The 25135-nt window shown below is 70.9% G+C and carries 18 protein-coding genes; 13 read left to right on the forward strand and 5 right to left on the reverse strand.

The features are described 5' to 3' along the window. Positions 1 to 16: 16 nt before the first annotated feature. Together purN and purH are read left to right on the forward strand one after the other, a co-directional pair. On the forward strand, positions 17 to 646 hold the full coding sequence (purN, locus tag ACIPK3_RS20450; RefSeq protein WP_402571531.1) for a phosphoribosylglycinamide formyltransferase: 630 nt from the start codon (positions 17 to 19) through the stop codon (positions 644 to 646). Further along, a complete protein-coding gene (purH, locus tag ACIPK3_RS20455; protein ID WP_402571532.1) occupies positions 643 to 2214 on the forward strand; it encodes a bifunctional phosphoribosylaminoimidazolecarboxamide formyltransferase/IMP cyclohydrolase in 1572 nt (523 codons plus the stop codon). Before purN ends, purH begins: the two co-directional genes overlap by 4 nt. A 100-nt stretch (positions 2215 to 2314) precedes the next feature. On the opposite strand, the gene ACIPK3_RS20460 is transcribed toward purH, so the two are convergent. Next, the gene (locus ACIPK3_RS20460) at positions 2315 to 2968 is read right to left on the reverse strand and encodes a hypothetical protein (RefSeq protein WP_402571534.1); all 654 of its coding nucleotides are present in this window, start codon (positions 2966 to 2968) and stop codon (positions 2315 to 2317) included. A gap of 241 nt (positions 2969 to 3209) precedes the next feature. On the opposite strand from ACIPK3_RS20460, the gene ACIPK3_RS20465 reads away from it, so the two are divergent. The 5 genes from ACIPK3_RS20465 (at position 3210) to ACIPK3_RS20485 (ending at position 7955) form a co-directional block, all read left to right on the forward strand. Continuing rightward, entirely contained in the window at positions 3210 to 4064 is an 855-nt protein-coding gene (locus ACIPK3_RS20465) for a bifunctional methylenetetrahydrofolate dehydrogenase/methenyltetrahydrofolate cyclohydrolase (RefSeq protein WP_402571535.1), read from the forward strand. Positions 4065 to 4509: 445 nt separating this feature from the next. Further along, positions 4510 to 4980, forward strand: coding sequence for a DUF3017 domain-containing protein (locus ACIPK3_RS20470; protein ID WP_402571537.1), 471 nt, complete (start codon positions 4510 to 4512; stop codon positions 4978 to 4980). 274 nt (positions 4981 to 5254) lie between these two features. Continuing rightward, positions 5255 to 5725 carry a helix-turn-helix domain-containing protein gene (locus ACIPK3_RS20475; protein WP_402571539.1) on the forward strand — a complete coding sequence of 157 codons (471 nt, stop codon included), beginning with the start codon at positions 5255 to 5257 and terminating at the stop codon, positions 5723 to 5725. A 23-nt stretch (positions 5726 to 5748) separates the two neighbouring features. After that, positions 5749 to 6651 carry a DUF2690 domain-containing protein gene (locus tag ACIPK3_RS20480; protein WP_402571541.1) on the forward strand — a complete coding sequence of 301 codons (903 nt, stop codon included), beginning with the start codon at positions 5749 to 5751 and terminating at the stop codon, positions 6649 to 6651. A gap of 314 nt (positions 6652 to 6965) precedes the next feature. Continuing rightward, positions 6966 to 7955 carry a malate dehydrogenase gene (locus ACIPK3_RS20485; protein ID WP_402571543.1) on the forward strand — a complete coding sequence of 330 codons (990 nt, stop codon included), beginning with the start codon at positions 6966 to 6968 and terminating at the stop codon, positions 7953 to 7955. A 94-nt stretch (positions 7956 to 8049) separates the two neighbouring features. Here ACIPK3_RS20485 and ACIPK3_RS20490 read toward each other — a convergent pair whose 3' ends face one another. Further along, positions 8050 to 9483 carry an MFS transporter gene (locus ACIPK3_RS20490; protein WP_402571545.1) on the reverse strand — a complete coding sequence of 478 codons (1434 nt, stop codon included), beginning with the start codon at positions 9481 to 9483 and terminating at the stop codon, positions 8050 to 8052. A 97-nt stretch (positions 9484 to 9580) separates the two neighbouring features. On the opposite strand from ACIPK3_RS20490, the gene ACIPK3_RS20495 reads away from it, so the two are divergent. The 6 genes from ACIPK3_RS20495 (at position 9581) to ACIPK3_RS20520 (ending at position 17861) form a co-directional block, all read left to right on the forward strand. Then, positions 9581 to 10516: a LysR family transcriptional regulator gene (locus ACIPK3_RS20495; RefSeq protein ID WP_402571547.1), complete on the forward strand. Its 936-nt coding sequence runs from the start codon at positions 9581 to 9583 to the stop codon at positions 10514 to 10516. 189 nt (positions 10517 to 10705) lie between these two features. Continuing rightward, on the forward strand, positions 10706 to 12226 hold the full coding sequence (locus tag ACIPK3_RS20500; RefSeq protein ID WP_402571549.1) for an aldehyde dehydrogenase family protein: 1521 nt from the start codon (positions 10706 to 10708) through the stop codon (positions 12224 to 12226). 114 nt (positions 12227 to 12340) lie between these two features. Further along, the gene (locus ACIPK3_RS20505) at positions 12341 to 13879 is read left to right on the forward strand and encodes a GMC family oxidoreductase (RefSeq protein WP_402571551.1); all 1539 of its coding nucleotides are present in this window, start codon (positions 12341 to 12343) and stop codon (positions 13877 to 13879) included. Beyond that, positions 13879 to 14958, forward strand: coding sequence for a glycine betaine/L-proline ABC transporter ATP-binding protein (locus tag ACIPK3_RS20510; RefSeq protein WP_402571553.1), 1080 nt, complete (start codon positions 13879 to 13881; stop codon positions 14956 to 14958). The genes ACIPK3_RS20505 and ACIPK3_RS20510 overlap by 1 nt, the downstream gene beginning before the upstream one ends. Beyond that, positions 14959 to 16902: an ABC transporter permease gene (locus tag ACIPK3_RS20515; RefSeq protein ID WP_402571555.1), complete on the forward strand. Its 1944-nt coding sequence runs from the start codon at positions 14959 to 14961 to the stop codon at positions 16900 to 16902. A 2-nt stretch (positions 16903 to 16904) separates the two neighbouring features. Beyond that, positions 16905 to 17861 carry an ABC transporter substrate-binding protein gene (locus tag ACIPK3_RS20520; protein WP_402571556.1) on the forward strand — a complete coding sequence of 319 codons (957 nt, stop codon included), beginning with the start codon at positions 16905 to 16907 and terminating at the stop codon, positions 17859 to 17861. A 79-nt stretch (positions 17862 to 17940) separates the two neighbouring features. Here ACIPK3_RS20520 and ACIPK3_RS20525 read toward each other — a convergent pair whose 3' ends face one another. The 3 genes from ACIPK3_RS20525 to ACIPK3_RS20535 all read right to left on the reverse strand — a co-directional run bounded on the left by ACIPK3_RS20525 (position 17941) and on the right by ACIPK3_RS20535 (position 24677). Beyond that, positions 17941 to 18906 (reverse strand): DUF1152 domain-containing protein, encoded by a 966-nt coding sequence (locus ACIPK3_RS20525; protein WP_402571557.1) that lies wholly within the window; start codon positions 18904 to 18906, stop codon positions 17941 to 17943. A gap of 110 nt (positions 18907 to 19016) precedes the next feature. Further along, positions 19017 to 19676 carry a hypothetical protein gene (locus tag ACIPK3_RS20530; protein WP_402571558.1) on the reverse strand — a complete coding sequence of 220 codons (660 nt, stop codon included), beginning with the start codon at positions 19674 to 19676 and terminating at the stop codon, positions 19017 to 19019. A gap of 15 nt (positions 19677 to 19691) precedes the next feature. Next, the gene (locus tag ACIPK3_RS20535) at positions 19692 to 24677 is read right to left on the reverse strand and encodes an RICIN domain-containing protein (RefSeq protein ID WP_402571560.1); all 4986 of its coding nucleotides are present in this window, start codon (positions 24675 to 24677) and stop codon (positions 19692 to 19694) included. Positions 24678 to 25135: the final 458 nt, after the last annotated feature.

Below are 25135 nucleotides of genomic sequence, written 5' to 3' on the forward strand. Positions count from 1 at the left end.
GAGAAAGGGCCCCGCCGTGGCCGCCAAGCCCGTGGCCAAGCGCCTTGTCGTGCTGGTCTCCGGATCCGGCACCAACCTTCAGGCGCTGCTCGACGAGATCGCGCGCACCGGAACCGAGGCCTACGGCGCGGAGATCGTCGCCGTGGGCGCCGACCGCGACGGCATCGAGGGGCTGGCGCGGGCCGAGCGCGCCGGGCTGCCGGTCTTCGTGCGGAAGGTCAAGGACTACGGCACCCGCGAGGAGTGGGACGCCGCCCTCGCCGAGGCCGTCGCCGCCCACGAGCCCGACCTGATCGTCTCCGCCGGGTTCATGAAGATCGTGGGGAAGGAGTTCCTCGCGCGGTTCGGCGGCAGGTTCGTCAACACCCATCCCGCTCTCCTCCCCAGCTTTCCCGGTGCGCACGGTGTGCGGGACGCGCTCGCGTACGGCGCCAAGGTCACCGGCTGCACCGTCCACTTCGTCGACGACGGCGTCGACACCGGGCCGATCATCGCGCAGGGCGTGGTGGAGATCCGGGACGAGGACGACGAGAGCGCTCTGCACGAGCGCATCAAGGACGTCGAGCGCAGGCTGCTCGTCGAGGTCGTGGGGCGGCTCGCCCGCAACGGCCATCGCATTGAGGGACGAAAGGTAGTTATCCAGTGACCGCCACCGCCGAGGGCACCCAGCGGCCCATCCGTCGCGCGCTCGTCAGCGTCTATGACAAGACCGGGCTCGAGGAACTGGCCCGCGGACTGCGCGAAGCCGGTGTCGAGCTCGTCTCCACCGGGTCCACCGCCGCCCGGATCGCCGCCGCCGGCGTCCCGGTCACCAAGGTCGAGGAGCTGACCGGCTTCCCCGAGTGCCTGGACGGCCGGGTCAAGACCCTGCACCCCCGGGTGCACGCGGGCATCCTCGCCGACCTGCGTCTCGAAAGCCACCGCGCGCAGCTCGCGGAGCTGGGCGTCGAGCCGTTCGACCTGGTCGTCGTCAACCTCTACCCGTTCCGTGAGACCGTCGCCTCCGGTGCCTCGCCCGACGAGTGCGTGGAGCAGATCGACATCGGCGGCCCGTCGATGGTCCGCGCCGCCGCCAAGAACCACCCGTCGGTGGCCGTGGTCACCAGCCCCGCCCGCTATGCCGACGTGCTCGCCGCGGTCCGGGCCGGCGGCTTCGACCTGACCGCCCGCAAGCGGCTCGCCGCCGAGGCGTTCCAGCACACGGCCGCCTACGACGTCGCGGTGGCCTCCTGGTTCGCCTCCTCCTACGCGCCGGTCGACGAGTCCCCGTTCCCCGACTTCCTCGGCGCCACCTGGGAGCGCGAGAACACCCTGCGCTACGGCGAGAACCCGCACCAGCCCGCCGCCCTGTACGTGGCGCCCGGCGGCAGCGGTCTCGCCCGTGCCGAGCAGCTGCACGGCAAGGAGATGTCGTACAACAACTACACGGACACGGACGCCGCCCGCCGTGCCGCGTACGACCACGACGAGCCCTGCGTCGCGATCATCAAGCACGCCAACCCCTGCGGGATCGCGGTCGGCGCCGACGTCGCCGAGGCGCACCGCAAGGCCCACGCCTGCGACCCGTTGTCCGCGTTCGGCGGGGTCATCGCCGTCAACCGGCCGGTCAGCAGGGAGCTCGCCGAGCAGGTCGCCGAGATCTTCACCGAGGTCATCGTCGCGCCCGACTACGAGGACGGCGCGCTGGAGGCTCTCGCCAAGAAGAAGAACATCCGGGTGCTGAAGGCCTCGGGCGCCCCCGCCGACCCCGTCGAGGTCAAGGCCATCGACGGCGGCGTACTGCTCCAGGAGACCGACCGGCTGCAGGCCGACGGCGACGACCCGGCCAACTGGACCCTCGCCACCGGCGAGGCGCTGTCCCCGCAGGAGCTGAACGACCTCGCCTTCGCCTGGCGGGCCTGCCGGGCCGTGAAGTCCAACGCCATCCTGCTCGCCAAGGACGGCGCCTCGGTCGGCGTCGGCATGGGCCAGGTCAACCGCGTCGACTCCGCCAAGCTCGCCGTCGAACGGGCCGGTGCCGAGCGCGCACAGGGCTCCTACGCCGCCTCCGACGCGTTCTTCCCCTTCCCGGACGGGCTGGAGATCCTGACCGCGGCCGGGGTCAAGGCCGTGGTGCAGCCCGGCGGTTCGGTCCGCGACGAACAGGTCGTGGAGGCCGCGAAGAAGGCGGGCGTGACGATGTACTTCACGGGGACGCGGCACTTCTTCCACTGAGCCGGCCCCCCGCAAGGGACCCCGAAACGCACGAGGGCCGTGTCTCCCGCCAACCGGTGGGGGGACACGGCCCTCGTGCGTCGTGCGGTCGTGCGTCGGTTCAGTACCGCGGGCGGTTGAACCAGGCCGAGCCCGACGGAGCGATCATGGACGCGGCCATGACGCCGCCGAAGCCGATCCACAGGAGTGCCCAGACCAGCGCCGCCGACGAGTTGGCGCCCGCCGCGCCGATCAGGATGAAGACGCCGACGAGGGCGCCGAGAATGCCGTAGATCATCGTGGTGATGCGGATCCCCTGGCCGCCACGGGAGAACTTGACGCCCAGCGTGATCGACAGCGCGGCGAGGCCGAGGAACAGCAGCGCGAAGACGAGAGCGATGCCGGCGCTCGCGTGCCCGATGTCGGAGAAGCCGTTGTTGCCGAAGGTGTCCTCGCCCGCGTTGGACGCGTCGTTGATCGTCGCGGCACCGAGGATCGCCAAGATGCCGATGAGGATCTGCGTGCCCCCGACGATGAAGAGCAGGACACGCGACGTCATCATCAGACCCGGCATGGTCTGCGGCAGCGCGTTGCCGCCGGGGTAGGCGGCGTAGCCCGGCGCCTGCGGGTAGCCGTAGCCCTGCGGCGGGACGCCGGGCTGGCCCTGCGGAGCCGCCGGGTAGCCGTAGCCGGGCTGGGGCGGCGGCGGGGGCGGGTATCCGGGCTGCTGGCCCTGCGGCGGGCCGTAGGGGTTGTTCGGGTCGCCGAAACTCATGGCGGTCTTTCCTCCGATGTCCGAGTGCGGGGACGACGCGAGGCACGGATCGGAGGAGAGTTCTACAGATGCGGTCCGTCCCCCCGGCACTGCCCGCGGCACTGTCCTCTCATCGTTCTTTAGGTCACTCCTACTTGTCCAGCCGCATTCGCAAGGCGTTGTGCAAGAGCAACATCGTCGGTCGGGGGCGTGGGGGCACCCGGATTGGAACCAGGGGCGCGTCATCCGGGAAGATGGGGCCATGACCGCCCAGATTCTCGATGGCAAGGCCACCGCAGCCGAGATCAAGTCCGATCTGACCGCCCGTGTGGCGGCGCTGAAGGAGAAGGGCGTCACGCCCGGCCTCGGCACGATCCTGGTCGGGGACGACCCCGGCAGCCAGAAGTACGTCGCAGGCAAGCACCGTGACTGCGCGGAGGTCGGCATCGCCTCCATTCAGCGCACGCTGCCGGCCACGGCGACGCAGGAGGAGATCGAGGCGATCGTCCGCGAGCTGAACGAGGACCCCGCCTGCACCGGTTACATCGTCCAGCTGCCGCTGCCCAAGGGCATCGACGAGAACCGCATCCTCGAACTGATGGACCCGGCGAAGGACGCCGACGGTCTGCACCCGATGAACCTCGGCCGCCTGGTCCTGAACGAGCCCGCCCCGCTGCCCTGCACCCCCAACGGTGTGCTGACTCTGCTGCGCCGCCACGGCGTCGAGATCAAGGGCGCCGAAGTCGTGGTCGTCGGCCGCGGTGTCACCATCGGCCGCCCGATGCCGCTGCTGCTCACCCGGCGCAGCGAGAACGCCACCGTGACCCAGTGCCACACCGGCACCCGTGACCTCTCCGCCCACCTCAAGCGCGCGGACATCATCGTCGCGGCCGCCGGTTCCGCCCATCTGATCCGGCCCGAGGACGTCAAGCCGGGCGCCGCCGTGCTCGACGTCGGTGTCTCGCGCAGCGCCGAGGGCAAGATCGTGGGCGACGTCCACCCCGGCGTCGCGGAGGTGGCCGGCTGGATCTCCCCGAACCCCGGCGGCGTGGGCCCGATGACCCGTGCCCAGCTGCTCGTCAACGTGGTCGAGGCGGCGGAGCGCAGTGCCGGCTGAGGACAACCGCCCCACACCGCCCCCGCCCACGACGGACGGCGGGCCGACGGGCGACGGGTCGACGGGCGGTGAGCCGAGGGGCGGCGAGCTGACAGGCGGTGAGCCGAGGGACGGCGGGCCGAGTGGCGGCGGGCCGAGTGGCGGCGGGCCGACGGCCGGTGAGCCAACGCGCGGTGAGCCGATGAGCGGTGTGCCAACGGGCGATGAGGCAACGGCCGGTGAGCGAGTGACCGGTGGGCCGACGAGCGATGAGCCGGCGGCGAGTGAGTCGACGGGCGGTGTGCCCACGGCTGGTGTGCCCGCGGCTGGTGAGCCAACGGGCGACGTGCCCACGGCCGGTGGGCCGAGAGTCGGTGAGCCGACGAGCGGTGTGCCCACGGACGACGAGCCGAGAGACGGTGAGCCGACGGCCGATGAGCCCGCGGCCGGTGAACCAACGGACGATGTGCCCACGGGCGATGAGCCGGCGAGCGATGAGCCGACGGTCATCGACGCCATCAGTGCTCCCGACGCCGAGGGGCACCCGAGGCGGACCACGCGCCGTTTTCCGCTGTTCACGCGGGACACGGCGCGCCCCGAGGGCGGTGGCCGGGCCGCGCCGGGCGACGCCCCCGCGCCCGCCCGCCAGTGGCCGCTGCTCGTCGTGCTCTCGGCGGTCGGAGTCGGCCTGCTGGTGACCGCCCTCGACGTGTTCCGGTTCGGCACCCTGCTGATCGGGGCCGCCCTGCTGGCCGGCGCGGTGATGCGCTGGGCGCTGCCCCGCGTCGGCATGCTCGCCGTACGTTCCCGGTTCACGGACATCGTCACGTACGGAGTGCTGGGCCTCGCGATCGTTCTGCTGGCGATGACCGCCCAGCCCAAGCCCTGGCTGGAGATCCCGTTCCTCAAGGGCGTACTGCACTTCACGGTGAAGTAGCGCCGGCCAACAGGGACCGCGGGAACGGCGGGCCGCCCCCACCCCCGAGCCGGGGCGGACCGCCGCCACGACCAACCTTCCTGTAACAGGAACGGTCTGTTCAACGCTTTTATGCGGCCGTGTCGGGGAGGTGACGCTTCCGCCGTCCGGCCGTTGTCCGGCACAGCCCGGGAACCGCCCGGCCGTCCCCCGTCGTCCCTCGCAGGGAACGACGGGGGAACCCGACCGAAGAGCCGACGAGCCGTAGAGCCGAGGCAGGCCGTGGAGGTGCGTGATGAGCGGCTGGCAGCCGCTGCCGGACGAACTACCGTCGGAGGTACGGCACTTCGTCGAGCAGCTGCGGCTCCTCAAGGACCGTACCGGCCTCAGCCTGGTCGCGCTGGGCGCCCGCACGGCGTACAGCAAGTCCTCCTGGCAGCGTTACCTCAACGCCGTCCAGCCGCCGCCCAGGCAGGCCGTCGCCGCCCTGTGCCGGGTGGCCGGGGTGGGCGGCCCGGACGCGGAACGGCATACCGTGCGCTGGGAGCTCGCCGTCCAGGCCTGGCCCCGCCCGGCGGTGGCACCCGACCGCCCCGAAGGGGCCGCCGGTGCCGAGCGGTACGAGGACGACCCCACGGTCCCGTGGTGGGAGCGGCCGGTCGAGGAACCACCGCCCCGGTCGTCCGGGCGGCTGCTGCTCTCCGCGGTTCTGCTGCTCCTCGTGCTCGTCCTGATCGCGGTGGCCGGGGTCGTAGCCTTCGCGTGAAGGACGTGAAAGAGGGGGATCCGATGCCTCGTTGGAAGGCCTTGCCCGATGAACTCGATCCGCAGCTCGCGGAGTTGACGAACGAGCTGCGGCGGCTCGTGGACCGCGGTGGGCTGAGCGTCGCCGCGCTGGCCGACTGCACCGGCTACAGCGGTACGTCCTGGGAGCGCTGTCTCGGCGGTCGGCTCCTCGCACCCAAGGGTGCCGTCGTCGCGCTCGCCGAGGCCACCGGCACCGACCCCGTCCGGCTGACGACCCTGTGGGAACGTGCCGAACGCGCCTGGAGCCGGGAGGAGGCGCACCGTGACACGACCATGGACGCCATCCGGGTCTCCCGGCCACGCGCCGCCTCCGGCGCCCCCGGCAGCCCCAACGGCCCTGGCGCCCCCGGCGAGTCCGGCCGGGGCGGACGCAAGCGGCGGACGCCCGTGCTTCTCGCGGTCGCCGCAGGCGTGGCCCTCGTGACCGCCGTCCTCCTCTTCCTCACCGGCGGCGCCGACGGCGGAAAGCGCAACGGCGCCGACGATCAAAAGGCGCCCTCGCCCTCCGCGAGCCGTGCCGCCCTGCCCGCCGGGGTCGCCGGGGGCGCCGGGGCCAAGTGCGCGGGCGCCGGCTGTACCGGCAAGGACGCGGAGAGCACGGGGTGCAGCGGCGGCGACCTGGTGACCACCGTCAGGACCGCCGGCGTCGGCACCACCGTGCTCGAAGTCCGTTACAGCGAACCCTGCGGCGCGGCCTGGGCGCGGATCACCGGGGGTGCCCGGGGTGACCGGGTCACGGTCACCGTGGGCCGGGTCGAGCGGAGCGGCGACATCACGGCCGCCGGTGACACCATCGCGTACACCCCGATGGTGGCCGTGCGCGACGCGGGCGAGGCAAGGGCATGCGTGACGCTCGCGTCCGGCGCGACCGGGTGCACCCGGTGACCACCCGTCGGCGGTCGAACGAAAATACGACTCCACGAGATGTGCATGACTCGCCGGGTCCCGGGCAGGCGAAAGTCACCCCCACGGGAGTCCGGAAACCGGTACCCCCAAGACGGCGGCCGCTCTCGTCCCACCTCTCCCGGACGGGCGGCCGCCTTCTTGTGTCACTCTGTGGGACGGGCCACATGACCCCGGACGTCTCGCATGCCGGATGCGCGATAGCCTGACCGCTGGATCGATCTCTTGGCATCAAGAGATCGATCATCTGCCCGGGGCAGGGACGCCCCACCGCCAGCTGTCATACGGAGAACGCCATGACCCGCACTCCCGTGAACGTCACCGTCACCGGCGCGGCCGGCCAGATCGGTTACGCCCTGCTCTTCCGCATCGCCTCCGGCCAGCTGCTCGGCGCGGACGTGCCGGTCAAGCTGCGTCTGCTGGAGATCACCCCGGCACTGAAGGCCGCCGAGGGCACGGCGATGGAGCTGGACGACTGCGCGTTCCCGCTGCTCCAGGGCATCGACATCTCGGACGACCCCAACGTCGCGTTCGACGGCGCCAACGTGGCCCTCCTCGTGGGCGCCCGCCCGCGCACCAAGGGCATGGAGCGCGGTGACCTCCTCTCGGCCAACGGCGGCATCTTCAAGCCGCAGGGCAAGGCCATCAACGACAACGCCGCGGACGACATCAAGGTCCTGGTCGTCGGCAACCCGGCCAACACCAACGCCCTGATCGCCCAGGCCGCCGCCCCGGACGTACCGGCCGAGCGCTTCACCGCGATGACCCGCCTGGACCACAACCGCGCGCTGACCCAGCTCGCGAAGAAGACGGGTACGACGGTCGACGACATCAAGCGCCTGACCATCTGGGGCAACCACTCCGCCACCCAGTACCCGGACATCTTCCACGCCACGGTCGCCGGCAAGAACGCCGCCGAGGTCGTGAACGACGAGAAGTGGCTGGCCGAGGACTTCATCCCGACCGTCGCCAAGCGCGGCGCCGCCATCATCGAGGCCCGTGGCGCCTCCTCCGCGGCCTCCGCCGCCAACGCCGCGATCGACCACGTCCACACCTGGGTCAACGGCACCGCCGAGGGCGACTGGACGTCCATGGGCATCCCGTCGGACGGCTCCTACGGCGTCCCGCAGGGCCTGATCTCCTCCTTCCCGGTCATCTGCAAGGACGGCAGGTACGAGATCGTCCAGGGCCTGGACATCAACGAGTTCTCCCGCGCCCGCATCGACGCGTCCGTCCAGGAGCTGGCGGAGGAGCGCGACGCGGTCCGCGCCCTCGGCCTCATCTGAGCCTTCGTCATACGACGCCCGCGCGGGCCCCGTACCGGATCTCCTCCGGTACGGGGCCCGCGCCCGTTTGCGCCGCAGCGGCGGTGCCGGGGACTCACCGCAGCGCGTCGGCCGGCCGTGTACCCGACGGCGCGGCGCCCTCGGCGCGCTCGACGTCCGCGGTGCCCGCGGCGCGGCGGGCACTCTTGCGGCCGCCGTATCCGGCGATCACCAGAGCCGTCGAGGCCAGCACGGTCAGGGCGACCGTGCGCAGGGCCGGGCCCATGCCCGAGGTGAGGTCGGTGTGGGCGGACAGCACGGTACCGGTGACCGCGACGCCCAGGGCCGCGCCGGTTTCCCGGGCCGTGGTGCCGAGGCCGGAGCCGAGGCCCGCCTGGTGCGGCGGGAGGGAGTTGACCACGCCGAGGGTCAGGGCGGGCATGGACAGCCCGGTGCCGGCGGAGATGACCAGCAGCCAGCAGGCGTACGCCCAGTAAGGCGTGGACGCGTCGATGGTGGACGTGCCGAGCAGTCCGGCGCCGATCAGGCCGAGACCGGTACCGATGACCGGGCGCGGGTGGTTGGCCCAGCGGGCGGCGAACCTCGGGACCAGCGCCATGCCCACCGTCAGCGGCATGATCGCGACGCCGGTGAGGGCGGCGCCGTAGCCCTTCACGCCTTGCAGGTACTGCGAGTTGACGTAGAAGAGGGAGAACAGGCCGAAGAACCCGGTGGCCGTGCCGAGGGTGGCGGAGCGCAGCCGGGCCGAGGCGAAGACGCGCGGGTCGAACAGGGGCTTGGGCGAGCGCAGGGCGTGCGCGGTGAAGAGTGCGGTCAGCAAAGCCCCCGCCGTGAACGAGCCGAGGATGCGCGGGGAGGTCCAGCCGTACGCCGGGCCCTCGATGATGCCGAAGAGGACCGCGACCAGGCCCGAGGTGAGCAGCAGTGTGCCGAGCGGGTCCAGGTTGCTGCGGGTGGAACGCTCCGTGCGCGGGGTGGTGACGGCCACCGCGAGGGCCAGCAGTGCGGCCAGCGGGACCATCGCCGCGAACAGCGCACGCCAGGACAGGTACTGGCCGACCAGACCGCCGCCCAGGTTGCCAGCCGCTCCGCCCAGGCCGAGGGCCAGGGTCCAGGCGGCCATGGTGCGGGCCCGGGACTCGGGGCCGGTCAGGTGCATCAGGATCGACAGGGTGGCCGGGGTGATCAGTGCCGCTCCGGCGCCGGACAGGCCGCGGCCGGCGATCAGCACGGCGGGCCCGGAGGCGAGCGCGCTGGTGGCGGCGCCCGTGGCGAACAGGGCGAGACCGGCGAGCAGGGCGCCCTTGCGGCCGTACCGGTCGCCGAGCGCTCCGGCCGGGACGAGCAGTCCGGCGAAGGCGATGACATAGGCGTCGACCGTCCACAGCATCTCGGTGTGCGAGGGGTGCAGGGACGAGGCGATCAGTTCGGGGATGAGGAGATTGATGGCGGCGACCATGCTCTGTGCGACCAGGACACAGGCGCACAGGGTCAGCAGGGTCGCGCGCTTCAGGGCGTGCGAGGGCACGGCTCCTCCCGGGAGCTGGATGGAGTGGGATGTGTCCTCACCGTAGGCTCGGCACCGACCTGCTTTCCAGTGCAACTTCCACAAGGGACAATTGCGCATGACGCAATCCACCGGCCTCGACCTGAATCTGCTGGTCGCCCTGGACGTGCTCCTGGAGGAGCAGAGCGTCCAGGGCGCCGCCCGCCGCCTGCACCTGTCCGAACCGGCGATGAGCCGCACCCTCGGCCGGATCCGCAAGGCCCTCGGTGACCCCGTGCTGGTCCGGGCCGGTCGGCAGATGGTGCCCACTCCGCACGCGCTGGCCGTGCGGGCCGAGGTGAGCGCGGTGGTGGAGCGGGCCCGCGCCCTGTTCGCGCCGGGCCGGGACGCGGATCTGCGGACCGTCGTCCGGACGTTCACCGTCCTCGGCAACGACTCGATCGCCGCGACCCTCGGCGCCGCCCTGCTCGCCCGTGCCGCCGAGGAGGCGCCCGGCATCCGGCTGCGCTTCCTCACCGAGAGCCACGTGGACCTGCCCCACCTGCGCCAGGGCACCGCGGACCTGGAGGTCGGCGTGCTCGACACGACCGCCCCCGAGGTGCGGGTGGAGCCGCTGCGCGAGGACCGGATGATCGGCGCCGTACGGCCCGGGCACCCCCTGCTCACCGGGGAGCTGACCCCCGAGCGGTTCGCCGCGGCGGGCGATCACCTCACCGTCTCGCGACGCGGCAGGCTGCACGGCCCGGTCGACGCGGCTCTGGCCGAACTCGGCCTGAAGCGCCGGGTGGTGGGTTCGATCGGCACCTTTCCGGCGTCGCTCTTCGTGCTCCGCGACACCGACCTCATCGGCATGGTCAGCGCCTGGGGCGCCCCGCTGGCTTCCGCCCTGGGCCTTGCCACCTTCGAGATCCCGCTGCTCCTGCCCGTCCTCACCCTGAGCCTGGCCTGGCACCCCCGACACGACGCGGACCCGGCGCACGCCTGGCTGCGGGGGTGCGTGCGGGACCTCGTCATGGGGTGGCAGACCTGGGAGCCGGGGGCCGCTGCGCGGTGACACACAGGTGACCGACCGTACTCTCATCCAGACGTTCCTCCCGCTTTGTCCGTATCTTCAGTGACCCGCAGCACTTTCCGCCCCTCATTGCGCATGCAATCCGAACTTGGGGGCAGGCGGGCTCCGTCCCCGACGGCCACATGCTGGTGACCGAGGGGACTCGAACGGAAACGGAAGGCAACACCTGACATGGCGGACAGAACGGAACGACAGGCGACGGCGACCATTCATGCCGGCGGGGAATGGCTGGCGGCGGTCTCCGGAGCCACGCGCGAGATCCTCGACCCGGCGGACGCCCAGCCCTTCGCCGTGGTTGCCGAGGGTGACGAGAAGGACGCGGAGCGGGCGATCGCCGCCGCCCGCCGTGCCTTCGACGCCGGGGACTGGCCCCGCACGCCGGTCGCCGAACGGGCCGCGCTGCTCCGTCGGGTCGCCGACCTCCTCACCCGCGACCGCGAGGAGCTCGGCCTGCTGGAGAGCCGGGACGCGGGCAAGACCCTCGAAGAGGGCCGCGTCGACATCGACTGTGTCGCCGACGCCTTCCGCTACTTCGCCGACCTCGTCGCCGGCGAGGCCCCCGGCCGGGTCGTGGACGCGGGCTCGCCCGACGTGCACAGCGTCGTCGTGCACGAACCCGTCGGCGTCTGCGCCCTGATCACCCCCTGGAACTATCCGCTGCTCCAGGCGAGTTGGAAGATCGCCCCGGCGCTGGCCGCCGGGAACACCTTCGTGATCAAGCCCAGCGAGATCACCCCGCTGACCACGATCGCCCTGATCGACCTGCTGATCGAGGCCGGACTGCCCGCCGGTGTCGCCAACATCGTCACCGGCCCGGGCCACACGGTCGGCGCCCGCCTCGCCGACCACCCCGACGTCGACCTGGTCTCCTTCACCGGCGGCCTGATCAGCGGCGTCAAGGTCGCGCAGGCCGCGGCCCCCAGCGTGAAGAAGGTCGCCCTCGAACTCGGCGGCAAGAACCCCAACATCGTCTTCGCCGACGCCTGCGCCACCGAAGAGGGCTTCGACACCGCCGTCGACCAGGCGATCAACGCCGCGTTCATCCACAGCGGCCAGGTCTGCTCGGCGGGCGGCCGGCTCATCATCGAGGAGTCCGTCCGCGAGCGGTTCGTCACCGAACTCGCCCGCCGCGCCGCCCGGATCCGCCTCGGCCGGGGCACCGAGCCCGGCGTGGAGTGCGGCCCGCTCGTCTCCGAGCAGCAGCGCGCCAAGACCGAGGGCTACGTCGCCTCCGCCCTCGCCGACGGCGCCCTGCTGCGCTGCGGCGGCAAGCGGCCCGAGCCCGACGCCACCCGCCCCGAGTCCGGCTACTTCTACGAGCCGACCGTCCTCGACGGCTGCCACCGGGAGATGAAGGCCGTACGCGAGGAGGTCTTCGGACCCGTCCTCACCGTCGAGACCTTCCGCACCGAGGACGAGGCCGTGTTCCTCGCCAACGACACCGAGTACGGCCTCGCCGGCGCCGTCTGGACCACCGACCCGGGCTGCGCCCGGCGCGTCGCCGGACGGCTGCGGCACGGCACCGTCTGGATCAACGACTTCCACCCCTACCTCCCGCAGGCGGAGTGGGGCGGCTTCGGCAAGAGCGGCGTGGGCCGCGAACTGGGCCCCGCCGGCCTCGCCGAGTACCGCGAGACCAAGCACGTGTACCAGAACCTGGCACCGAAGCCGGTGCGCTGGTTCGGGGGCTGACCCCCGCCCCCTCCCCGGAGCTTCCCCCCAGGCTCCCCGGAGCTTCCCCAGGCTTCACCCCCAGGCTTCACTCCCCCCCGAGGCTTCCCCGAGCTTTCTGGAGCAAGTACCCCCATGTCCGACACCTTCGAGAACCCGAACCTGTACGACTACGTCGTCATCGGCGGCGGCACCGCGGGCTCCGTCATCGCCTCCCGGCTCACCGAGGACCCCGACGTCACGGTCGCCGTCATCGAGGGCGGCCCCAGTGACGTGGACCGCGACGACGTCCTCACCCTGCGCCGTTGGATGGGCCTGCTCGGCGGAGAGCTCGACTACGACTACCCGACCACCGAGCAGCCACGCGGCAACTCCCACATCCGGCACAGCCGCGCCCGCGTCCTCGGCGGTTGCTCCTCGCACAACACCCTCATCTCCTTCAAGCCGCTGCCGTCCGACTGGGACGAGTGGGAGAAGGCCGGCGCCAAGGGGTGGGGCGCGGTGCCGATGGAGGCGTACTACGCACGGCTGCTGAACAACATCGTCGCCGTGGACGAGAAGGACCGGAACGCCATCGCCCGGGACTTCGTGGACGCCGCCCAGGGCGCACTCGGCGTCCCGCGCGTCGAGGGCTTCAACAAGAAGCCGTTCACGGACGGCGTCGGATTCTTCGACCTCGCCTACCACCCCGAGAACAACAAGCGCTCGTCGGCCTCGGTGGCCTACCTCCACCCGGTCATGGACGAGCGCCCCAACCTGTCGATCCTTCTGGAGACCTGGGCGTACAAGCTGGAGCTGGACGGCACGCGCGTCCGGGGCGTCCGGGTGCGTGCGAAGGACGGCGAGGAGACCCTCGTGCAGGCCCGCCGCGAAGTCCTGCTGTGCGCGGGCGCGGTCGACTCGCCGCGGCTGCTGATGCACTCAGGCATCGGCCCGAAGGCCGACCTGGAGCGGCTCGGCATTCCCGTCGTCGCCGACCTGCCGGGCGTCGGCGAGAACCTGCTCGACCACCCCGAGTCGGTGATCGTCTGGGAGACCGACGGACCCATCCCGGAGAACTCCGCGATGGACTCCGACGCGGGCCTCTTCGTCCGCCGCGACCCCGAATCGGCGGGCCCGGACCTGATGTTCCACTTCTACCAGGTCCCCTTCACCGACAACCCGGAGCGTCTCGGCTACGAACGCCCCGAGCACGGCGTGTCGATGACCCCGAACATCCCCAAGCCGAAGAGCCGCGGCCGCCTCTACCTCACCAGCGCCGACCCCGAGGTCAAGCCCGCACTGGACTTCCGCTACTTCACCGACGAGGACGACTACGACGGCCGCACCCTCGTGGACGGCATTCGCATCGCCCGCCGGATCGCCCAGACCCAGCCGCTCGCCGGATGGCTCAAGCGCGAGGTATGCCCCGGCCCCGACATCACCAGTGACGAAGAGCTGAGCGAGTACGCCCGCAAGGTCGCGCACACCGTCTACCACCCGGCCGGCACCTGCAGGATGGGCGCCGCCGACGACCAACTCGCCGTTGTCGACCCGGAGCTGAAGATCCGTGGCCTCACCGGTATCCGGATCGCCGACGCCTCGGTCTTCCCCACCATGCCCGCTGTGAACCCCATGATCGGGGTCCTCATGGTCGGTGAGAAGGCCGCCGAAATGATCGGAGGTGAGGCCTGATGGCTCTCACTGTCCCCACCCGTAAGCCGCCCACCGACGGCACGCCCGTCTTCTCCGTCGACGGCCTCTGGAAGGTCTTCGGCCCAAAGGCCGACCGCATACCCGGCGACCCGGAGCTGTCCGCCCTCGACCCCGCCGAACTGCGCTCCCGCACCGGCTGCACCGCCGCCGTCCGGGACGTCTCCTTCGACGTCCGCAAGGGCGAGGTCTTCGTCGTCATGGGCCTGTCCGGCTCAGGCAAGTCCACGCTCGTGCGCTGTCTGACCCGGCTGATCGAGCCGACCGCGGGCGACATAGTCATCGACGGCGAGGACGTCCGCGCCATGGACCGCGCCCGGCTGCGCGAACTGCGCCGCCACCGCGCCGCCATGGTCTTCCAGCACTTCGGCCTCCTGCCGCACCGCACCGTCCTCGACAACGTGGCGTACGGCCTGGAGATCCAGGGCGTCGGCAAGTCCGAACGCCGCGAGCGGGCCCAGGAGATCGTCGCCAAGGTCGGCCTGGAAGGCATGGAGAAGCGCCGCCCCAGCCAGCTCTCCGGCGGTCAGCGCCAGCGCGTCGGCCTCGCCCGCGCCCTCGCCGTCGACCCCGAGGTCCTGCTCTTCGACGAGCCGTTCAGCGCCCTCGACCCGCTGATCCGGCGCGACATGCAGGAAGAGGTCATCCGGCTGCACCGGGAAGAGGGCCGCACCATGGTCTTCATCACCCACGACCTGTCCGAGGCCCTCAAGCTCGGCGACCGCATCGCCCTCATGCGCGACGGTCGCGTCGTCCAGCTCGGCACCCCCGAGGAGATCGTCGGCTCCCCGGCCGACGACTACGTCCGCGAGTTCGTCCGTGACGTGCCGCGTGAACAGGTCATCACCGTCGGCAAGGTGATGCGGCGCGGCGACTGCGGCGGCTCGGACCACCCCGGCGCCCTGCCGCCGAACACGGTCGTCGCCGACGCCATCCGGACCGTCAGCCTCGGCGGCAAGCCCGCCTGCGTCGTCGAGAACGGCACATGCGTCGGGGTGGTGGACCACCAGCGGCTGCTCGATGTAGTGGCTGGAACGGAGCAGCTGAAGGAGGTGGCGTGAATGGCCAGCGTCACCACCACCGCGCCGCGCCTCGCGATGCCCGCCTTCCTGCGCCACCCGGCCACCCGCAAGCTGCTGATGCTCGCGCTCGCCGCGGCCGTCCTCGTCCCCCTCGCCAGCTCCCGCTGGGCCAGCGGGAGCTGGCCGCACGCCCTGACGGTCGACGTGTCCGGGCCGCTCACCAGCACCGGTGACTGGATCATCGACCACCGGGACAGCCACCCGCTGTTCCTGTACTTCTTCGGCTACATCAGCAACGCGGTCGTACTGTCCGTACGGGTCGTCTACCTGACGCTGCTCGCGGCGGGCTGGGCCGGTGTCACCGCCTTCGGCGCCCTCGTCGCCTGGCGGGCGGCCGGAGCCCGTCTCGCACTGGGCACCGTCGCCGCGTTCCTCGCCTGCGGCCTGCTCGGCATGTGGGTGCCGACGATGCAGACCCTCGCGCTGATGGTCGTGGCCGTCCTCATCTCGGTCGCCGTGGGCGTCCTGCTGGGCCTCGGCGCGGGCCTCTCCGCCCGCGTGGACCGCGCCCTGCGCCCGGTCCTGGACACCATGCAGGTGCTCCCGGCCTTCGCCTACCTGCTGCCCGTCGTCCTGGTCTTCGGCATCGGCGTCCCCGCGGCCGTCCTCGCCACCGTCGTCTACGCCGCCCCGCCCATGGCCCGCCTCACCGCGCTCGGCCTGCGCGGCGCCGACCCCGAGGTCCTGGAGGCCGTCGACTCCCTCGGCGCCACCGGACGCCAGCGCCTGCTCACCGCCCGCATCCCGCTGGCCCGCAAGGAACTGCTGCTCGGCCTCAACCAGACGATCATGATGGCGCTGTCGATGGCCGTCATCGCCTCGATGATCGGCGCCGGCGGCCTCGGCGACCGCGTGTACCAGGCGCTCGCCTCGGTCGACGTCGGCTCGGCGCTCACCGCGGGCATCCCGATCGTGCTGCTCGCCGTCGTCCTCGACCGGGTCACCGGCGCGGCCGGCGAAGGACTCGGCGAGGGCCACCGCGACCTGCGCCCCTGGGCCTACGGCGCGCTCGCCACCGTCGCCGCCGCCCTGGCCGCGCGATTCGCCGGCCGCCTCGACTGGCCCTCCGGCTGGACCCTGAACATCGCCGAACCGGTCAACCGCGCCGTCGACTGGATGACCGCCCACCTCTACTCCGGCGTGCCCTACATCGGCGGCACCGCGGACTGGGCGGGTCACTTCACCACCTGGGTCCTGGACCCCGTCCGCGACGGCCTGCAGTGGCTGCCCTGGTGGGCGGTCCTGCTGATCGTCGCCGCCCTGGCCTGGGTGATCGGCACCTGGCGCACCGCCCTGACCGCCGTCCTCGCCATGGCCGCCATCGGCGTGCTCGGCGTGTGGAAGCCGTCCCTGGACACCCTTTCCCAGGTGCTCGCGGCCGTCGCCGTCACCCTCGTCATCGGATTCGCGACCGGTATCGCCGCCGCCCGCAGCGACCGCTTCGAGCGGGCCCTGCGTCCGGTCCTGGACGTCTTCCAGACGATGCCGCAGTTCGTGTACCTGATCCCGGTCGTCGCCCTGTTCGGCGTCGGCCGCGCCCCGGCCGTCGCCGCGGCCGTGGTGTACGCCCTCCCGGCCGTCGTACGCATCACCGCGCAGGGCCTGCGTCAGGTCGACCCGGCCGCGCTGGAGTCGGCCCGCTCGCTCGGCGCGACCGGCCGGCAGCAGCTCTGGCAGGTCCAGCTGCCGCTCGCCCGCCCGGCACTGCTGCTCGCGGTCAACCAGGGCGTGGTCCTGGTCCTGGCCGTCGTCGTCATCGGCGGCCTGGTCGGCGGCGGCGCCCTCGGCTACGACGTCACCTTCGGCCTCGCCCAGGGCGACCTGGCGACCGGCCTGGTCGCCGGCGCCGCGATCGTCTGCCTCGGCCTGATGCTCGACCGGGTGACGCAGCCGACGGAACGCCGAGGGAAGAAGGGAGCCTGAACATGCGTCGTACGAAGATCACCGTGACCGCCGCCGCGGCCGTCCTGACCCTGGCCACCGGCTGCGGCGCGGCCGACATGACCAAGCAGGCGTCGCCCTTCGCCAACGCCCAGGGCGCGAAGACGGTCACCCTGTCCAAGCAGTCCTGGGTGGGCGCGCAGTCCAACGTGGCCGTCGCCCAGTACCTCCTGGAGCACAAGCTCGGCTACCGCGTCGACACCGTCCAGGTGGACGAGATCCCCGCCTGGGACGCCCTGAGCCAGGGCCGCGTCGACGCGATCCTGGAGGACTGGGGCCACCCCGACCAGGAGAAGCGGTACGTCACCGACAAGAAGACGATCGCGCGGGGCGGCGACCTCGGAGTGACCGGCCACATCGGCTGGTTCGTCCCGACCTACCTGGCCGAGCAGCACCCGGACATCACCGACTGGAAGAACCTCAACAAGTACTCCTCCCTCTTCGGCACCGCGGAGAGCGGCGGCAAGGGCCAGCTCCTGGACGGCTCCCCGTCCTACGTCACCAACGACAAGGCCCTGGTGGAGAACCTGAAGCTGGACTACCAGGTGGTCTTCTCCGGTTCCGAGGCGGCCCAGATCACCCAGATCCGCCAGTTCGCCAAGGAGAAGAAGCCCTTCCTGACCTACTGGTACTCACCCCAGTGGCTGTTCAAGAAGGTCCCGATGACCGAGGTGAAGCTGCCGCCGTACAAGGACGGCTGCGACGCGGACCCGAAGAAGATCACCTGCGCCTATCCGAAGACCCCGCTGCAGAAGTACCTCAACACGGACTTCGCGAAGACCGGCGGCAAGGCGGCGTCCTTCCTGAAGAAGTTCAAGTGGACGACGGAGGACCAGAACGAGGTCTCCCTGATGATCGCCGACGAGAAGATGAGTCCGCAGGACGCGGCGAAGAAGTGGGTGGACGCCAACGAGTCGAAGTGGAAGCCGTGGCTTTCCTGACCGGGCGGTGACCCGAACCCGAACACGTCCTTGGCCCCCACGAGAAACCTCGTGGGGGCCGAGGACGTACTGGCATCCCTCAGTGCGGATAGGCCCGGGGCGGCCGATGCCGGGGCAGCTCCTCGTGGAACCTGGAGATGACCGAGCTGATCTGACGCATCAGAACCGTGCCCTCCAGCCGGTCGAGGTAGAGGTTCGCGCGCGCCAGGACGGGCAGGTCGACACAGAAGTACAGCGCCATCAGCGGGTTCACGAACAACTCGCTGCCGCGGGTGCGGTCGGTGAACCGCACGTCGCCGAACTCCCCCCGCACGGCGGCCTCGACGGACCCGTGCACGATGCTCGGACGGCTCGCGTGACAGCGCTGGGCGTGGGCCACCGCATCGAGATAGGCGGCGCCCTCGACGCTCTCACGGGAAAGCGCGAACGTTCCCAGAGAGCCTCCGGCTCGGTCCAGGGCGGCGAGGTTCTCAAGCACCAGAGAGTGGTTCACGCCGTGATACGCGTCCACTCCGAACCCCAGACAGGCCACGAGCCGGTGCTCGACCTCGTCCAGTCCGGCAACGGCCGCCAGACTGGCCATGTCCTCCTCCGGAGTGCCCAGGCCGTGCTCGTCCCCACGCATCAGGATGTCGGTCCCGCCGTCCACCAGCACGACCGCGTCCACGCCGCCGAGGTGCTCCAGCAGCGTCCGGTAAGCGGCTCGCAACGGCTCGACACCCGTGCGGGGGAAGGCGTACACGGTGTCGGGCAGCTCCTGGGAACGGAGCCAGCGGGCAAGTGACCGCTCGGGGAAGTAGTCGCCCCGCAGCGGGGTGTCCGGACGTACGGCGGCGACGTCCTCCGCGACCCAGGAGTCCAGGTCCAGCCCGTGCAACTCGGAAAAGGACAAGCTCGCCAGATGCACCTCGACACCGGCCGACCGCAGCGCGAGCGCGAGCGGAAGCCCCGCATACACGTCGAAGCCTCCCCCCGCCCCCGCCACGAGGACCCGACCCGCCCCACGCAGACGGGTGAAGAACGCGGGCTCACGGAGAGAGAACATCAGCCGACCTTAACAACGTCCGTTCATCGCCCGCCGGGTTCTCTCGCCGCGCACGAAGAAGCCCCGCCGGGGACCGTCCGGCGGGGCTCGATCTCATCGATCCGTCGAGATCACTCTTCGTTCAAGGCAGCTCGCAGGCAGGCGATCAGACCACCGCTCGGCACCTCGGTCCAGGCGGCTCCGGGCACCCCTACGCGCAGGACCTCGTAGAGCTCCCTGCTCACCTCATACACCAGAACCTGACGGCTCGTTGAGTCCATCGCATCCACACGAAGACGAACGGCACCGTGCGTGATGGTCGGGAACATGTCCCGCAACACCTCGTCGGCGTGTAGGCGGCGCAGGAGGTTCCATTGACGCCGGTGGAAGTCGGCCGACAGGAGTTCGGCCCACTGCGAAGAGGCGGGCTCTCCGCGTTCGAGCGCCCCGGCGAATGCGTCGAGCTCCATGAACCCGAATCTCTCCGCCAGTTCGTCGAACGGCATGCCCTCCCGCCATGCGGCGACCGCTTCCACAAGCAGTCCGAGGTCGCCCGTGGAGCCGATCTCCCAGTCGAAATCGGGAATGCCGACACTCAACCGGAAAAGGCGTTCCTCGGTCGCGGGACGGACCGACAGATAACCCCTCGTCGTCTCGATGCAGACGACGTCAACGGCCCACGGCGCCACCCCGGTGTCGCACTCGCGCAGCTGTGCTGCCTCCCGCATGGCAGGTCCGAGGCCACCCGAGGCGGTCACGTCCGGGTACAGGTCCTTCCGGTGAGGGTCCATGTTTCCTCGGGTTCCTCAGCAGTTGCAGTAGTCGAACATACTGGTCTTCTCCACAGGATCAAGTTTCCCCAACTCTGACAGATCTGGCATGTCTAGTTTCCTGAATTCCATGGCACCGTCGGAGCCTGTCGGGAAATAGAACCTCACCGAATCCCATGTGCGTTGACCGTTGGCGACGGCTCTCGCGATCAAGGACATCTCGTAGTCTGTGGCGTATGCCCCGGTTTCGCCACCCTTCAGGCCGCGCTTGGCAGCGTCCAGGAAGGATCCCTTCAGTTCCAGTCCCGTCATGTTGACGTGCAACGCCACATTCGGGTCGCGGATGGCCTGCCTCGCCATCGCAGCGAAATGCGCCGGGGGTACAAGGGAGAAGGTGGTGAACTTGTTCCCGGCGAGCCGGGCCCACGCGTCGAGCTTCCCGTTGTTCTGCCACCCCAGGGCGACCTTGCAGTTGTGGACAAGGATCGGAGTGGCGCCCGCGAGCACGAAGAACGTGTGCAGGTCGTCGACGGTGAGGTCGTAGACCGTACGCGGAGTCAGGCCCGAGCGGTCGAGGAGGGCGGTCACCGGGTGGACGGAGCCGTCCGGTGTGCGCAGCCGGTCGCCGACGTGCAGGTCGGAGACCAGCGTCCACCCGCGGTCCACCACATAGAACCTGTGGCCGGCGGTGCTGGCCAGCTTGCCCCCGCCGGCGACAGTGATGTCCACCAGCCGCTGGGTGTCGTGTTTGAACGTGTCGGTCACCTGCTGCGTCTGCAGCCGGCCGGTGGCCGGATCCATGGCCGCGAGACGGTCCCCCACCCCCACCTGGCTGATGGGGCGGCGTGAGCCGTCCGCCATGAGCACCTCGGTGGTGCCGGGGAAGCTGTTGGTCTCGCAGGCGGCGCGGAACTCCTCGGAGAGACGTGCCGACCGCTCGATACCCGCCAACGCGTCTGCGTCGATGCGCAGCGTGCGCAGCGCCTTCAGCGCGTCGGCGACTTTGATGCCGGAGATCAGGGCCGCGTGGACCGCTTCGACCGCCTCGGCGATCGGCCGGACGATTTTGCCCGCGAACAGGGTGGCGACGTCGAAGGCGGCCCAGCCGCAGCCGCCCCAGTTTCCTCCGCTGCCCGAGATCTTGAGCATCGAACCGATCTTCTTGCCGCAGTCGATCCAGCTGCCGAAGAGGATGTCGATCGGGTCGATGTTCGCGTTGAATTCCGCGATCGTGATGGTGTGGGTGACGTCCTTGGTCATCTCCTCGGACGGCTGCTGGCCGAGGTAGACCGCGTCAGCGGTGGCGCAGATGTTGTACGCCGGGTTGAGGTCCTTCGTGGTGCACAGGTAGAGGTCGAGGATCGCCTTGTAGGTGATTCTCGCGGTGATGGTGCAGTCGCCCGTGTAGACGATGTTGCTCTTCCAGTCGTCGCACGCCGACGTCTTGGACAGGGTTTTCGGCTCGCCGACGTTCTCGTAGTGGTCGACCACGTAGAACACGTTGTCGATGTGGCCGGCCGCGTCGAGGATGGTGCCCGTCTGGATCTGCTGCCCGTTTTTCTTGTTCTGGGTCTCCGTGGCGGCTTGTTGGGCTTCCTTGGCGTACTTGTCGGCGTCCTTGGCGGCTTGTTCGGCTTCGGTCGCGGCGGCGTCGGCGCGGGTGGCGGCGGCGCGGGCGTCCTTGGCGTCCTGTTCGGCCTGGGAGGCCGCGGCGCGGGCGGCTTGGGCGTCGAGTTCGGCCTGGTCGGCGGAGGCGCGGGCCTGGGTGGCGTAGCCTTCGGCGTTTCCGGCCGCTCGGTCGGCGGCTGCGGCGTCTTCGGTGGCCTGCTGGTCGTACTCGATGGTGCGGGCCAGTGAGGCGGATGCCTTGGAGGCTGCGGTTGCGGCGTCGGCGGCGTAGCCGAGGGCTTCCTTGGAGTAGGTGCGGGCGTCGGCGGCGTACTGGGCGGCGTTCGCCGCGTGCTGGTAGGCCTCCTTGGCATCACCTTGTGCCTGGTCGGCGAGGTTCTTCGCGGCTTGCGCCTCGGCGGCGGCGTTCTTGGCGTGCGCGTCGGCGACGGCCTGCTGCTGGTCGGCGATCGACTTCGACGCCTGTCCGGTCAGCACGACCAGGCCGGCGGCGGAGTCGGTGTCGACGTAGGGAGAACCGAGCTGGATGGCGTCGTTGGCGGGCGCGGCGACCTGTTCGGCTGCCTTGCCCGCGTCGACGGCGGCCTGTGCGGTGACGTGCGCGAAACCGGCGGCCTTCGCGGACGCGGCGAGGGCCTTGGTGGCTTCGGCCTGGGCGGCGTTGGCCTGGGTCCTGGCGTTCTTGGCGTGTGCTTCGGCCTCGTCGGCGAGCTTGACCGCCGCGTTGGCCTCGGTGGAGGCGTCCTGGGATGCCTTGATGGCGTCGGCGACCGCGGCTGTCGCGGTCCGTACCGCGGCGTCGGCCTTCAGCTTGTCCGCCTGCGCGGCATCCGAAGCGGCGCGGGCGCGCTTGGCCGCGGCTTCGGCGCGGGTGGCTGCCGCGTCGGCCTCGGCCGCGGCCTGGGTGGCGGCATCCGCCTCGGAACGCGCCTTGCCCGCCGCGGTCTCCGCGTCGTCGGCTGCCTTGTCCGCGTCGTTCGCTGCCGCACGGGCGGCGTCGGCGCCTTCGTGGGAGTCCAGGGAGTCGGCGTAGGCGGTCTTGGCGTCGGCCTTGGCCCGTTTGGCGTCGGCTTTCTGCTTGGCGTCCCAGGCGTCGTCGCGCATGTCCCGGGCGTGGTTGCTGGCCTTGACCGCGTCGTCGCGCCGGTCCTCGGCGGTCTTCTCCGCGCTCTCGGCGCGGCCCTTGGCCTCACTGGCCTTGGTGGCCTCGGCCTGTGCGTTGGTCTTGTGCTGGGCGGCCTCGGCCTGCTTCGCGGCGGCCGTCTCCATCTCGGACTTGGCCGTCAGCGCCTCGGCCTCCGCGGTCAGCCGCTTGGCGTGCGCGTCGGCGGCAGCCGCCTTCGCATCACCCTCCGCCTTCAGCGCCTCGGTGAGCTTGGCCTCCGCGAGCTCCTTGGCCTTCTTCGCGTTGTCCCGGTGCACCTTCGCCGCGTCAGCAGCGGACTTCGCCTGCCACTCCGCCGTCTTCGCGGCCTCCTTGCGGAACTCCGCCTTGGCCTGCGCCGCCTGAGCGAGAGCCCGCTGCGCGATCGTCGCACTGTCACCCGCGGAGGCACGGGTGGCCGCCTGAGCGGTCTCACCCGCCTTCACCAACGCGGTGAGCGCCGCGACCGCACCGTTGGTGACCTGAGCCTTCTGCTGACCCACCAGCAGACCCCGGCCCCTGGGCGCACCGTTGGCGTCCGCAATACCGTAAGCCGACTGCAGCGCGGCGTCCGAACCGGTCGCGGCCTTCTGGGCCACGGCCAGCTGCGCCTTGATCACGGCCAGCTTGGCGGCGGAACCGGTCTGCGCCGCAGCGACACTGGACTTCGCCTTGGTGAACTGCGCCGCGGTCGGGTAACTCGGCTTGCCGTCACCGGTGTGCCCCTTGGGCACGATGCGCAGCTTCTGCGCGGACGCGTTGTTGCAGGTCAGCAGCGTGGCGTTCTTGCTGTTGTCGAACGACGGCAGATTCAGGCACTTGTTCGTGGCCGCGTTGCGCAGTTCACTCGCGGCACGGACGTCGAAGTCCCACTGCTGGTTCTTGGAGCCGGAGCAGCTCCAGATCTGGATCTTCGTCCCGTCGGCGCTGTTGCCGCCCGACACGTCCAGGCACTTCTGCGACTTGATGTTGGCCAGCGCGTAGCCGCCGTCGTAGGAGCCGCGCAGCTGCCACTGCTGGGCAGCGCCGTCGTTGCACGTGTAGACCTGGACGGGGGTGCCGTTGGCCGTGCCGCCGCCCTCCACGTCGAGGCACTTGCCCGAGGCGCCGGGGATCTGGATGGTCAGCGGGGCGTCGCCGATGTAGCCGAGACCGCCCGCCGTCCAGTAGTCCTGCCAGCGGGTGGCGTGGTCGGCGACCCAGGAGTGCCCGAGCATCTCGCCCAGCGCCTTCGTGCCCGCCGTCAGCGCGTCCACCGCGGTCTTGTTCGCGTCCAGGATCTGGTTGCGCTGGACGGCCTGCGAGGACACCTCCTGCTGCCACTCACCGGCCGCGGCCGAGGTGATGTCACCCAGCACACCGTCCGGGTCCAGCGGGTCGCGCCAACCACACGCGGCGAAACGGGACTTCACGTCCTCCACCGCGATCCGGTACTCCGGCGTGCCCGGCTGCGGGGCGCTGCGCGGGAAACCGCCCGAGGCCAGGAAGATCCGGGCGTCATCCGCGCCCGGGTTCGCACTCGGAACGCCGTGCATCCACTCGAACGCCGCGCGCTCGGCCAGCGCCCGGTTCCACTCCTGCTGCGTCGTACCCGACGGATCAGGATCCTTCCCGTACAGGGGATTGCCGACCTGGTCCACGGCCGCGAGCATCTTCGCGTCGGCCGCCGGAGTCGCATCCTTGTAGAAGTCGCCGTCGGACTTCCAGTACCGGTCGGAGATCCACCCCGTCAGACCGGTCTGCGCATGGAACGACTGCTCCCCGCTCGGCGGCCAGTGGAACCCGGTCTCGGTGAACCCGCCCGGCGTCGCCAGGCCGTCGAGCGGCTTCTTCCAGGACTCCTGCAACGCCGACAGCGCGGCGCTCTCCTTGCCCGCCGCGTCCTTGTCCGACTGGTAGGCGACAGCCAGCGGCGTCTGCTCCCAGTGCTCACGGTTCGCCGCGACATGCAGCTTCTCCGGAGTCTGGTTCAGACCGTCCTTGGCGGTCGCCGCCATCGACGAACCACCCAGCCGCAGCACATCGGCCATCAGGCACTGGTCCTGCCGCAACTGCTCGGCCGCCGTGTCCTCGTACCAGGGATACGAGTCACTCACCGGCTCACTGCGCAACGGCGACGCACCGGGCTGCACCGCCAGGCCGGCCAGTACGGCCAGCGCGGCCACGGAAGTGACGGAGGTGGTGAACTTTCCCGCTCTGCCGCCGGATCCCCGGGATCCGGGTATGCGGAACCATGGTTTGGAACGCAAGGAGCATCCCTTTCATCGTGCAAGTGTGGGCGCGTGCCGGGAGAACGGCCGAAGAGCAGGAAGGGGTGAGGCACGTCGCCGTCGGCGGCGAGCCGGACTGCGGCAAGCCGGACTCCGGCGAGCCGTACGGCCGATGGCTACTGCTGCTTGAAACGCCCTGACACCAGGTGCGACGACATGACGACGCACCTTCTCCCCGTTAGCGACGTTGTTCCCCCGGTCGCTGATTGACGCGCGCGGACACGGACTAGTCATGCACCGGCCATGCGCAAGGACACCTTATGCGTACGCAATGCGCACGCAAAGTTCACATGCGAACGGCAAACCGCCTCGCCCGGGGTATCCGTGCTGGTCGCTGGACCGTGGGGGACGAACAGCCCGTCACCGGCCGGGGTTTTCTTGACCGTTTCGTGCTCTTCCCGTGTTCTCGGGCGCCGTTGCGTGGGGCGCATGCCCCG

Origin of the sequence: Streptomyces sp. NPDC086787 (assembly GCF_044745865.1) — a bacterium.
Classification (GTDB): Bacteria; Actinomycetota; Actinomycetes; order Streptomycetales; family Streptomycetaceae; genus Streptomyces.

What these genes read in the sequence shown, in the direction of transcription:
- ACIPK3_RS20460 (WP_402571534.1), bottom strand. Translation starts at nt 2,968, where the DNA reads ATGAGTTTCGGCGACCCGAACAACCCCTACGGCCCGCCGCAGGGCCAG.
- ACIPK3_RS20465 (WP_402571535.1), top strand. Translation starts at nt 3,210, where the DNA reads ATGACCGCCCAGATTCTCGATGGCAAGGCCACCGCAGCCGAGATCAAG.
- ACIPK3_RS20475 (WP_402571539.1), top strand. Translation starts at nt 5,255, where the DNA reads ATGAGCGGCTGGCAGCCGCTGCCGGACGAACTACCGTCGGAGGTACGG.
- ACIPK3_RS20480 (WP_402571541.1), top strand. Translation starts at nt 5,749, where the DNA reads ATGCCTCGTTGGAAGGCCTTGCCCGATGAACTCGATCCGCAGCTCGCG.
- ACIPK3_RS20485 (WP_402571543.1), top strand. Translation starts at nt 6,966, where the DNA reads ATGACCCGCACTCCCGTGAACGTCACCGTCACCGGCGCGGCCGGCCAG.
- ACIPK3_RS20495 (WP_402571547.1), top strand. Translation starts at nt 9,581, where the DNA reads ATGACGCAATCCACCGGCCTCGACCTGAATCTGCTGGTCGCCCTGGAC.
- ACIPK3_RS20500 (WP_402571549.1), top strand. Translation starts at nt 10,706, where the DNA reads ATGGCGGACAGAACGGAACGACAGGCGACGGCGACCATTCATGCCGGC.
- ACIPK3_RS20505 (WP_402571551.1), top strand. Translation starts at nt 12,341, where the DNA reads ATGTCCGACACCTTCGAGAACCCGAACCTGTACGACTACGTCGTCATC.
- ACIPK3_RS20510 (WP_402571553.1), top strand. Translation starts at nt 13,879, where the DNA reads ATGGCTCTCACTGTCCCCACCCGTAAGCCGCCCACCGACGGCACGCCC.
- ACIPK3_RS20515 (WP_402571555.1), top strand. Translation starts at nt 14,959, where the DNA reads ATGGCCAGCGTCACCACCACCGCGCCGCGCCTCGCGATGCCCGCCTTC.
- ACIPK3_RS20520 (WP_402571556.1), top strand. Translation starts at nt 16,905, where the DNA reads ATGCGTCGTACGAAGATCACCGTGACCGCCGCCGCGGCCGTCCTGACC.
- ACIPK3_RS20525 (WP_402571557.1), bottom strand. Translation starts at nt 18,906, where the DNA reads ATGTTCTCTCTCCGTGAGCCCGCGTTCTTCACCCGTCTGCGTGGGGCG.
- ACIPK3_RS20530 (WP_402571558.1), bottom strand. Translation starts at nt 19,676, where the DNA reads ATGGACCCTCACCGGAAGGACCTGTACCCGGACGTGACCGCCTCGGGT.